Annotated in this window: 10 protein-coding genes; 6 read left to right on the forward strand and 4 right to left on the reverse strand. The window is 42.3% G+C overall.

What is annotated here, in order from left to right:
- Positions 1–55: 55 nt before the first annotated feature.
- The 3 genes from IM500_RS06000 to IM500_RS06010 all read left to right on the forward strand — a co-directional run bounded on the left by IM500_RS06000 (position 56) and on the right by IM500_RS06010 (position 3788).
- Positions 56–628: a Uma2 family endonuclease gene (locus IM500_RS06000; protein ID WP_190723123.1), complete on the forward strand. Its 573-nt coding sequence runs from the start codon at positions 56–58 to the stop codon at positions 626–628.
- A gap of 204 nt (positions 629–832) precedes the next feature.
- Positions 833–1744 (forward strand): 2-carboxy-1,4-naphthoquinone phytyltransferase, encoded by a 912-nt coding sequence (gene menA / locus IM500_RS06005; RefSeq protein ID WP_190723122.1) that lies wholly within the window; start codon positions 833–835, stop codon positions 1742–1744.
- Positions 1745–2048: 304 nt separating this feature from the next.
- Positions 2049–3788: a helicase HerA domain-containing protein gene (locus tag IM500_RS06010; protein WP_002798228.1), complete on the forward strand. Its 1740-nt coding sequence runs from the start codon at positions 2049–2051 to the stop codon at positions 3786–3788.
- Here IM500_RS06010 and IM500_RS06015 read toward each other — a convergent pair.
- On the reverse strand, positions 3785–4687 hold the full coding sequence (locus IM500_RS06015; protein ID WP_002763688.1) for a hypothetical protein: 903 nt from the start codon (positions 4685–4687) through the stop codon (positions 3785–3787). The two genes, IM500_RS06010 and IM500_RS06015, sit on opposite strands and share 4 nt — an antisense overlap.
- A 278-nt stretch (positions 4688–4965) precedes the next feature.
- Between IM500_RS06015 and rlmD the strand changes: the two genes are divergently transcribed.
- Together rlmD and IM500_RS06025 are read left to right on the forward strand one after the other, a co-directional pair.
- Entirely contained in the window at positions 4966–6333 is a 1368-nt protein-coding gene (gene rlmD, locus IM500_RS06020) for a 23S rRNA (uracil(1939)-C(5))-methyltransferase RlmD (RefSeq protein WP_287737968.1), read from the forward strand.
- Between the two features lie 341 nt (positions 6334–6674).
- Entirely contained in the window at positions 6675–7076 is a 402-nt protein-coding gene (locus tag IM500_RS06025) for an ATP-binding protein (protein ID WP_190723119.1), read from the forward strand.
- Here IM500_RS06025 and IM500_RS06030 read toward each other — a convergent pair.
- Complete coding sequence (locus IM500_RS06030; protein ID WP_287737969.1) at positions 7073–7354, reverse strand: DUF6439 family protein; 282 nt, start codon at positions 7352–7354, stop codon at positions 7073–7075. The two genes, IM500_RS06025 and IM500_RS06030, sit on opposite strands and share 4 nt — an antisense overlap.
- A gap of 72 nt (positions 7355–7426) precedes the next feature.
- On the opposite strand from IM500_RS06030, the gene IM500_RS06035 reads away from it, so the two are divergent.
- On the forward strand, positions 7427–7828 hold the full coding sequence (locus IM500_RS06035) for a sll0565 family protein (RefSeq protein ID WP_190723117.1): 402 nt from the start codon (positions 7427–7429) through the stop codon (positions 7826–7828).
- Between the two features lie 40 nt (positions 7829–7868).
- Here the strand turns inward: IM500_RS06035 and IM500_RS06040 are convergent, their stop codons facing one another.
- Together IM500_RS06040 and IM500_RS06045 are read right to left on the reverse strand one after the other, a co-directional pair.
- The gene (locus IM500_RS06040; RefSeq protein ID WP_190723116.1) at positions 7869–8507 is read right to left on the reverse strand and encodes a prepilin-type N-terminal cleavage/methylation domain-containing protein; all 639 of its coding nucleotides are present in this window, start codon (positions 8505–8507) and stop codon (positions 7869–7871) included.
- Positions 8485–9000, reverse strand: coding sequence for a type 4 pilin (locus IM500_RS06045; protein WP_190723115.1), 516 nt, complete (start codon positions 8998–9000; stop codon positions 8485–8487). The genes IM500_RS06040 and IM500_RS06045 overlap by 23 nt, the downstream gene beginning before the upstream one ends.
- Between the last annotated feature and the right edge of the window lie 288 nt (positions 9001–9288).

Here is a 9288-nt window from a genome sequence, read left to right on the forward strand (position 1 = left end):
GGAATCTAATTGACTATAATTAAGACTAGAGTGTTTTCTAGGGCGAAATATAGCCATGGCAGCAGTGATTTTAAACTTAGATACAGTCAATCTCAGCGATGAGCAGTTTTACTGTCTCTGTCAAGTTAACCCAGATTGGCAACTAGAAAGAAACGCCCAAGGAGAATTAATTGTCATGCCACCTGTTGGGGGAATTAGCGGCAACCGAGAGGCCGATTTTATTGGTTTACTTTGGTTGTGGAATCGTCAAACCGGATTGGGTAAAGTCTTTAGTTCGGCGACGATTTTTCGTTTGCCGAAAGGCGGATATCGCGCTCCCGATGCCGCTTGGGTGAGTTTAACTCGTTGGCAAGCTCTGAGTCGAGAAGAACAGGAGAAATTTCCGCCTATTTGTCCCGATTTCGTCATTGAACTGCGCTCCCGTAGCGATTCCCTCCCAGAAATTCAAGCTAAAATGCGGGAATATCTCCACAGTGGTTTGCGATTAGGTTGGCTAGTTAATCCTCAACAACAACAAGTGGAAATTTATCGTCCTCAGCAACCCGTAGAAATTATGGAACTACCCGCTAATTTAAGCGGAGAGGATGTCTTACCCGGTTTTAGTCTATTTATCTCTATTTTTGAGTAAAATATCCTTAAAACAGAGGTATGATCAGACCTCTGGTAAAAATCAAAAATTGTTGTTAGGGTTAGGAGTCGGTCGTCAGTAGTCAGGGGAAATTTAGGGACTTTTTCCCTGAAAATTGGCTAATTGACCCCCTAAAAATCGGTAAAACCCCACACCCTACACCCTAGGCCTAGGAAAAACTTTTTCAGCAAACCCTATTTAACTATGACCACCGATACTATCACCACTCCCTCACCCAAAAAACTCTGGTTAGCAGCCCTTAAACCACCAATGTATAGTGTGGCGATTATACCGATTATTTTGGGAACAGCGATCGCTTATCAGGAAACAGGTCTATTTTCTCCCCCGGTTTTTGCCACTTTTATCCTCTCAGCTATTTTAATTCTCGCTTGGTTAAATCTCAGTAATGATGTTTTTGATGCCGATACCGGGATCGATGTTAATAAAGCCCATTCGATCGTTAATTTAACCGGCAATAAATCTTTAATTTTCTGGCTAAGTAATCTTTTTCTCTTATTAGGCATCGCTGGCATTTTTGCTATTAGTTATTGGCGAGGCGATTGGATGCTCCTAGAATTAATCGCCCTCTGCTGTTTTTTGGGCTATACCTATCAAGGGCCTCCCTTCCGTCTCGGTTATCAAGGATTAGGTGAAATTATCTGTTTCTTTACTTTTGGCCCCTTGGCGATTGCCGCTGCCTACTATTCCCAAGTCGGTGCTTTTTCTCTCTCTAGTCTAGCGGCTTCAATTATTATCGGGATTACCACTTCTATCATCCTTTTTTGTTCCCATTTCCATCAAGTCGCCGATGATCTCAAAGCGGGTAAAAAATCACCTATTGCCCGTTTGGGTACTTTAAAAGGTTCTAGAGTTTTAACCGTAGTGACGGTTCTCGTTTACGTTTTAACGGTAGTTTTTGTCCTGCTCCAGGTTTATCCCCCTCTCACTCTTTTAATCTTCCTTAGTCTCCCTTTCGCTTGGCAATTAGTCAACCACGTTAACCAAAATCATGACCAACCTCAGCTAGTTAGTAACTGCAAGTTTATAGCGGTTAATCTTCACTTTTTTAGTGGCATTCTCTTCTCCCTTGGCTATTTCCTTGCTTCCCGTTCATAGACCGGATTTTTTTCTTAAACCCCTTGACAAAACCCCATCACTTGACCTATACTTATATTCATAATGGGAATCCGTGCTTGCCTGCGAACCCCTCATTTTTAGGTGGGATAGACCGAAAAAAAATCAACCGAATTACTTTTTTCCTCTAGCTACCATCGGTCATCAATATTCAGCATTCAGCTTGTATTTATTCTCCCCATTTCCCCACATCCCCATTTCCCCATCTCCAAACCCGATCGAGTTTGCACTTATTAACGGAAAAGTGACAGAATAGGGGGATAGATCGCCACAAATCAAGGTTAGCATGAGTGAACAGCCCCTCGGATCGGTTATTCAAGGTTCCCTGAGTGAAGGTTTAGAAATCCGTCTTTATCCGGATATTTCGGTAGAAGATATGCGCGTCGGTAAATTTTTAGTGGTGCAAGGCACTCGATCGCGTTTTTTCTGTCTCCTCACCGATGTCTCCCTGGGTAACTCCAGTCCCCGGATTATCGCGAATCCTCCCCATCCCGATGATAGTTTTATGCGCGATGTTTTAGCGGGTAGCGGTACTTATGGTACTATTGAACTATCGCCTATGCTCATGTTTACGAAGTCAGAGGAAGCCCCGGCTTTTCAAGCCGGGGTCTCTCTGACTCCGACTGGAGGTAATTCTCCCGCAGTTTCTGACACTTCTTTAGGCTCTTTTCAACCCCAAACTAGCGCCGATTTAGAATTACTGCCAGTTAAAACTATTCCCGCGCATTTTAGCCAAGTTTATGAAGCTTGTGAGCAGGATTTTCGCATGGTTTTCGGTTGGGAAGATGATCCCACCAGAAAGAATTTTGCTATTGGTCAACCCCTTGACATGGACGTGCCAATATGTATTAATCTCGATCGCTTTGTGGAACGTAGTAACGGTGTTTTTGGCAAATCCGGGACGGGAAAATCCTTTTTAACCAGATTACTAATTTCGGGCATTATTCGCAAACAAGCAGGGGTTAACCTCATGTTTGATATGCACTCGGAATACGGTTGGGAAGCGATGAAAGAAGGGAAGGATGTTTCTACGGTGAAAGGATTATGTCAATTATTCCCCGGACAGGTGGAAATTTATACCCTCGATCCCGATTCTACCAAACGCCGGGGAGTACGAGGAGCGCAGGAATTATTCTTAAGTTATAATCAAATTGAAATCGAGGATATTCGTTTAATCGGTCGGGAATTAGGTATCTCGGAAGCTAGTTTAGATAATGCCAATATTCTCTATAACGAGTATGGAGAATCTTGGATTACTCAGTTATTAAATATGAGTAACGAGGATATTAAAATCTTCTGTACGGAAAAACAAGGCCATGCGGGATCAATCATGTCCCTCCAGAGAAAATTAATGCGTCTAGATAGTTTGAAATATTTAAGAAGTGTTTGTCCCCACAATTATATCGATCAGGTTTTACAAGCTTTAGATGCAGGTAAGCACGTTGTCATTGAATTTGGCTCCCAAAGTAATATGCTTTCCTATATGTTAGCCACCAATATGATCACCCGTCGGATTCATGCTAATTATGTTAAAAAAGCTGAATATTTTTTACAAACCAAAAACCCCGTTGATCGGCCGCAACAGTTAGTGATTACTATTGAAGAAGCTCATCGATTTTTAGATTCTGCCGTGGTGCATCAAACTATTTTTGGAACCATCGCTAGGGAGATGCGAAAATACTTTGTTACTCTCTTAATTGTTGATCAAAGACCTTCAGGAATTGATAACGAAGTCATGTCTCAGGTAGGGACAAGAATCACCTGTTTATTAAACGATGAAAAGGACATCGAAGCCATATTTACAGGGGTTTCTGGAGGGGGAAGTTTGCGATCAGTTTTAGCGAAATTAGACTCAAAACAACAGGCTTTAGTTTTAGGTCATGCGGTCCCTATGCCGGTAGTAATTCGTACTCGCGCCTACGATCAAAAATTCTATGCTGAAATAGGTGCGACCGACTGGCGAGAATTACCCGATGAGGAAGTATTAGCGGCGGCCAAAATTGCCAAAGCTGATCTAGGATTTTAAAGGAATTTATTTGGGAGATTTCTCCAATGGTTCTTCTGGAAAGAAGCAATAAAATCCTCAGTACCCGGAATGATACCAAAAATCTCCTCGGATAATTTCAGCAGTTGAGGATTATTAAAAAGACTATAATATTCGGGATCTTCTCGAAAGGTTTGCCAACGATTAAGAACATCCATTTTCTGCCCTTCTTGTTGATAGGATAAGCCATCAAAGGAACTACCACCAGCAAAATTGGCAACTAACTCTTTTTTCGAGTCATCAAAAGGAATTTGCAGTCTTTCTGTAATTGCTTGCCGATAATTGACATCTGTTAACCATTGATTATAGTTGATTCCCAAACGATAGCGATCAGCACTTTTTTGGTAACTTAGATAAACCTGAGCGTATTTTTCCCAGAGAACAGCAATATTTTTTAAGTTTTCTTTGCCCCATTTTTGATAAATGCTGGCTAATACATTGAAAGGATCCCGCAGAATAACTATAGAAAAAACCTCTTGACTTTTGCCTACCCACTGCTCATGATAGCGATCCATCAAATCGCTGAAATTTTCAATATCTTTTTCCTCAAAGCTGACAATTATCGCCTCTTTGGGATGTTGTTTGAGCTTTTGACCATTAAAGCGTTGATCATTTTTTGAATAAGTGACAATTTCTTTATTAAAGAAAGGATTTCTCTCAAAAAAGAAGTATTTTTTCTTAAAATCCCAGTAGTTAATCCCCTTGCAGTCAATTCTTCCTGTACCTTTGTAAATACGAATTTCCTTTCCTGCTAAATAGCAGTGATTGGCAAAAACTACCTGACCAGGTATCTGGGAAAAAATCCAATTGATAATCGCATGATTACCACTTCTTTTAATGCCAAATACTCGAATTTCTTTATTGTTGATTATGGTTGACATTTGATTGATGACACTAGCAAGAGAAAGTAATTTATCTAAAAACTGTTGGTTCCAAGTTTTTGAGTATAAGAATATACAAAAAATAGGTATATCGATATACTAATCTCGACTGGTAGTGTGACAAAGATCAAATGTGTTTGTCAATGAGTATTTATACTCAAACAATAATCCCTTGATTCTGAGGACAACTCACAGTCAAGGTAATTTTGTCAAAACCTTTTGTTAGAATCAGAAAGCTCGACAGTCTTAACCCTGGATGAAAACTGGTTTCCCTAACTATGCAACAAGGTGATTTAATCGAGATCGAGATTACCGACCTCAACCATACGGGCGAAGGTGTGGGAAAATACCGAGGACAGGTGATTTTTGTGCCGGATACGGTCATTGGCGATCGCATTCAAACTCGCATCACCTATATCAAAAAAAGTCATGCGATCGGCAAACTACAAACTATTCTCCAAGCTTCTCCCCATCGTATCCGTCCCCGCTGCATCGTCGCCGATAAATGTGGTGGCTGTCAATGGCAACACATCGAGGACCAATTTCAGCGCCTAGTCAAAAAAGAGCAAGTACAAGAGGTATTAACCAGAATTGGCGGTTTTAGCGATCCTTTGGTTTATCCTCCCCTCACCGGTAATTCTCCCCTCGCTTATCGCAATAAAGCTACCTATCCCCTCGGATTTTCCCCCACCGGCAATGTGCAAGCAGGTTATTATCGTCGCGGCAGCCATCATCTGATTAATCTCAATCAATGTCCGATTCAAGATCAGGCTTTAAATCCGTTTCTAGCAGAGATAAAACAGGATATTCAGGGTCAAGGCTGGTCAATTTACGATGAAAAGACCCACCAAGGACAATTACGCCATTTATCCCTAAGAATTGGCCGCCACACTGGAGAAGTTTTATTAACCCTGATTAGTACCGATAATAATTTACAGGGAATTGAGGCACAGGCGCAGCAATGGCTGGCAAAATACGCCAATTTAGTCGGTGTAACCGTGAATTATCACCCCGAGCGAGGTAATGCTATTTTTGGCGCTCAGACCACAACTATCGCCGGAAGGGACTATATTACCGAAAAGTTCGCCGGATTAACCTATCAATTGGCTGCCGATACTTTTTTTCAGGTTAATACAGAGGCTGCTGAAGCCTTATTTGCGGTTATTTGTCAGAAATTAGACCTTAAAGGTGAAGAAATTCTCATTGATGCCTACTGTGGCATCGGTACTTTTACTTTACCCCTCGCTAAACGGGTTAAAGAGGTGATTGGACTAGAATCCTATAGCTTTTCCCTCGATCGAGCCAAGATTAACGCCCAATTAAATAATATTACCAACACAACTTTTATTTTGGGGGCAGTAGAAAAAACTTTACCGCAACTGACAGTTAAACCCGACATTATTCTACTCGATCCGCCCCGCAAAGGTTGCGATCGATCTGTCCTCGATAGTCTGTTACGGCTGCAAAGTCAACGCATTGTTTATATCAGTTGTCAAAGTGCAACTTTAGCCAGAGACTTGCAATATCTCTGTAAAACAGGCGATTATCAACTGCTAGAAGTGCAAACAGCTGATTTCTTTCCCCAAACTCCCCACGTCGAATGCGCCGCTTTTCTTAGACAAAAAACAGCGAATATGGTAGGATGAAATAGGAGGAAAAACCCGACACTTTAGCCGTTTATGGTCGAAAAGTCAATGGGTAAAGATAATAGCATATTAAAGCCCGTTCCAATCAACTACTTTTTTGATTAATTACCCGCTCAAAGCTGCCTTGATTCTCGATTGTTTTGTAGATCAATCATAAAAATATCTAATCAATCTCAGAGACAGAAAAGGGATAAAATATGACTCATTAGGTATGGCAATCATCTAGATCGACGGTTAAGAGACCTTAATCTTTCTGTAAGAGAACAGTCATTGAATAAAAGCTAGAGGTAAAGCGCGTGATTGCTATTTCACTGCCAACAAGCAAACGAAGCTGGAACACCATGAGTTTCGCTTCCACCTTGTATCTTTGTCCGATTTTAGATTTATTGACCGCTAGTATTCCCGAAGAATTAGAACCAGAAATTAGATTAGGATTGCAAGAAGCTTTAGTTAATGCCGCTAAACACGGCAATCATCTCGATCCCAGCAAAACCGTGGTCGTTCACTTTTCCAGCAGTAAAGACGAGTATTCTTGGGTAATTACCGACGAAGGTTGTGGATTTACCCCCCGTTGTCCCCATCATGGCTGTAGTTGCGATTGTCCCAATTTTCCCCCCGAAGAAGCGGAAAATGGCCGAGGACTGTGTATATTATATCAAATCTTCGACCAAGTTCACTGGAATCAAAAAGGAACCCAACTGAAACTTTGTAAACAAATTAAACAGGAACGCTGGTTCACCTAAGGACCATGACCGTGAGAAGGACAGGGAGGAGCAGAAATCGAGCGATCGAGCCAGCCTGTAGCCTGTTGTAGCCGAGGAAGTGCTTCTTCTGGCTGATTATCTAATAAAAACACCAAAGCCGTCCCTAATTGTTCGGCGGCCCGAGCATTACGGTTGGCCTTCAGACGATGCCAGTCAATCGGTGCGATCGCCAAACGTGCCGCCAAAATCCGCGCCAATTCCAGGGTAGATAGATCATCAACAGTCTGAGATGAGGAAGAGACAGGGGATGGAATCATAATCAAAAGGTTTCGTAAAACCGTAAAATCGTCTATAACTATAGTTTAGACGCAGGAAATCCCATCGAGTCCATGTCCTTAGAAGAAAACCCCTACCCTAACGATGAATCGGCAGAATTTACCCAAGCGATTGAAGAAGTCGAAGCGGCGATCGCAACACTAAAAGACCGTTATCGACAGATCAACGAAGCAGAACAGCAAAAAAAAGACCTAGAGGCACAATTGAGCCAAATAGAACCCCAATGGCGGGAAAATCCCCTACCTGAACTAGAAAAGGAATTGGTACAAATTCGCGAACAGATTCAAGAATTAGAGGTAATTTTAGAAAGCAATTTACTTAAAGAAGGGGAATTAAAGCGCCTATTCTGGGAAGGAATCCGTCGCGGACTGCTGGGGGAGGTTTTTTGGCAAATTGTCCGCTTTGGTGGTATCGGAGTCTTACTGGGTTGGATTCTGCGATCCTGCAGCGGGTGATTAACTGCACAGGAGTGGGTGTGTTGCCTTGAGAAGCTGATTAGGGTTCAGTTCCATCCAGACGGATTTGACATTTACTGGCATCGAGGTTAGTTAGAGAAGCGAGGTTAGTTAGAGAAGTGTCGTTATAAGTGCCTTGTTTAACTATTCCTAACAGAGAAGCGATAACTATACACTTTCTTTCTTGGTTGGGATAGGGATCGGCGGTGGCATTGGCAGCACGATATAATACGATTATCGCTTGGGTTGCCCGCGGAACAAAGGTTAACCCCGGCACATGACCCCGAAAGGAAAACTGTACCCCCGGACTGCCGCCTAGGGTGGGAAAATTCCTCACCACCATAAATATTTCCTGCGGCAGACTTAAGGAACCCCCATTAGCATTAGCCGCCACTAAACAACCCGGTTCATTGGCCTTTATTTGCTGGTAAACCGTGGGACCAGTGCCAGTCCCGTTAGTAAAATTAATCGTGCAATTCCTCCCTCGACGGATAGCTTGTTTTTGGGCATCCCGTAGGGCTGATTGTATAGAATCGGTGGCTTCTTGGACTTTATTGCTATTTAACCAAGCTAATAAATTAGGTCCGGTTAAGGCGGCAAGAATTCCCGTAATTGCCAAAGCTACCAAAATTTCTAACAGGGTAAAACCCTGATTTTTATGGACATTCAAACGACGCATCGGGAATCACCTCGACAGAACTTCTGGCAATAACATTTTCTTGGTTGCGGTAATCGTTAGCAGTTTGACCCTTTGCTAACTGGACTTGATAATCAATACGGAGACGATGGGGATTAGCCGATTGGTTAGTAATATTAAAAGTTCGATGGAGAGAATATTTTTTACCGACAATTTCTCGTGTTGCTACTAATTGTTCCGTCGGTATAGTAGTGGTGGGGAGAGGAGTATTCGTTAGTTGTCTTCTTAAAGCTGTGGCATAACCCTGAGCGATATTTGTACATACATCATCACTGACATTAGGGTTGGCCGGACTGGAGTTCACATCTAAACTCGAAGCTAAAGCTTTGACATCCTCAAAGTCTTCTTGAATCCAAAAGTTAGCTTTAGCTTGTCTTTCTGCCCGAACTTTATATAAGGCATTCACTGCCATTAACTGTAAGGTTCCTGTTAAGAAAGCGGTAATAGTTAAAATGGCAATGATCACTTCTAACATCGAGAAACCCGACTCGGACGATGACAGTTTTGACTGTATCCCCTTCCCTCTTGATTTCACTTTTCAACCCTCCCCGTTTTTCCTGAAAACCACTGGCTTTTTTTAGCTCTCAACTACAGAGTACCCAGTTGACATCCTCACCGCCGTGAACGGACGGTGATTCCCAAACCTCACGATTTAGGTTTCTGCTTCTTTCCCGAAGGATTTTTCGCACCTGCCTTAACAGATTTACTCTGTTCTGGTCTTATGGTCGCTCTACAGACTGACACCGCAAGCCCTGCGGCCAAA

Origin of the sequence: Microcystis sp. M179S2, from assembly GCF_020245805.1 — a bacterium.
GTDB classification, from domain to species: domain Bacteria; phylum Cyanobacteriota; class Cyanobacteriia; order Cyanobacteriales; family Microcystaceae; genus Microcystis; species Microcystis aeruginosa.

What these genes read in the sequence shown, in the direction of transcription:
- IM500_RS06000 (WP_190723123.1), top strand. Translation starts at nt 56, where the DNA reads ATGGCAGCAGTGATTTTAAACTTAGATACAGTCAATCTCAGCGATGAG.
- menA (WP_190723122.1), top strand. Translation starts at nt 833, where the DNA reads ATGACCACCGATACTATCACCACTCCCTCACCCAAAAAACTCTGGTTA.
- IM500_RS06010 (WP_002798228.1), top strand. Translation starts at nt 2,049, where the DNA reads ATGAGTGAACAGCCCCTCGGATCGGTTATTCAAGGTTCCCTGAGTGAA.
- IM500_RS06015 (WP_002763688.1), bottom strand. Translation starts at nt 4,687, where the DNA reads ATGTCAACCATAATCAACAATAAAGAAATTCGAGTATTTGGCATTAAA.
- rlmD (WP_287737968.1), top strand. Translation starts at nt 4,966, where the DNA reads ATGCAACAAGGTGATTTAATCGAGATCGAGATTACCGACCTCAACCAT.
- IM500_RS06025 (WP_190723119.1), top strand. Translation starts at nt 6,675, where the DNA reads ATGAGTTTCGCTTCCACCTTGTATCTTTGTCCGATTTTAGATTTATTG.
- IM500_RS06030 (WP_287737969.1), bottom strand. Translation starts at nt 7,354, where the DNA reads ATGATTCCATCCCCTGTCTCTTCCTCATCTCAGACTGTTGATGATCTA.
- IM500_RS06035 (WP_190723117.1), top strand. Translation starts at nt 7,427, where the DNA reads ATGTCCTTAGAAGAAAACCCCTACCCTAACGATGAATCGGCAGAATTT.
- IM500_RS06040 (WP_190723116.1), bottom strand. Translation starts at nt 8,507, where the DNA reads ATGCGTCGTTTGAATGTCCATAAAAATCAGGGTTTTACCCTGTTAGAA.
- IM500_RS06045 (WP_190723115.1), bottom strand. Translation starts at nt 9,000, where the DNA reads ATGTTAGAAGTGATCATTGCCATTTTAACTATTACCGCTTTCTTAACA.